Annotated in this window: 1 protein-coding gene; it reads right to left on the bottom strand. The window is 69.3% G+C overall.

What is annotated here, in order from left to right; genetic code table 11:
- Positions 1–473 (bottom strand): type IVB secretion system protein IcmH/DotU (icmH, locus tag J5M58_RS26660; protein WP_207880369.1); only part of this gene is annotated, 473 nt, incomplete at both ends.

Here is a 473-nt window from a genome sequence, read left to right as displayed (position 1 = left end):
AGGCGCAGCTCGACCGGCGCGGCGGGCGGCGCCATCCGCGCGATCGCGGCGATCCGCTGCTGCACGTCGGCGCTGCGCGTCGACAGCGCGTACTTGAAGCAGCCGAACAGCCCGAGCGCGATCAGCGACAGCACGGCGGCCGTGACCCACGCGGGGAAATCGCGAAACGGCGCGCTCCTGCTGCGGGGGCCGGGCTGCCAGTGCGGCGACAGCGCGACCGACACCGGCCCGCGCTGCGATGCGATCTCGTTGTAGGGCCGCTGGCGCACGGTCTCGTGCTTGCGCTTGCCGTCGGCTTCGTAACGGTAGCGGCCCTCGAAGCCGAGGCTCAAGATTCGATAGATGACTTCGAGCAGGTCGATGTGCTCGTGCGGCGAATTCATCAGCCGGCCGATCAGCAGATAGACCTTGTCTCCGCCCTGGCGATCCTCGTGGAACGACGTCGCGAGCCCCTCGCTGATCCACGTGCCGAG

Origin of the sequence: Pseudomonas sp. 32_A (genome assembly GCF_017490905.1) — a bacterium.
Lineage (GTDB): Bacteria > Pseudomonadota > Gammaproteobacteria > Pseudomonadales > Pseudomonadaceae > Aquipseudomonas > Aquipseudomonas inefficax.
Note: the sequence above shows the minus strand (reverse complement) of the source record. Positions and strands in the feature narration are given on the sequence as shown.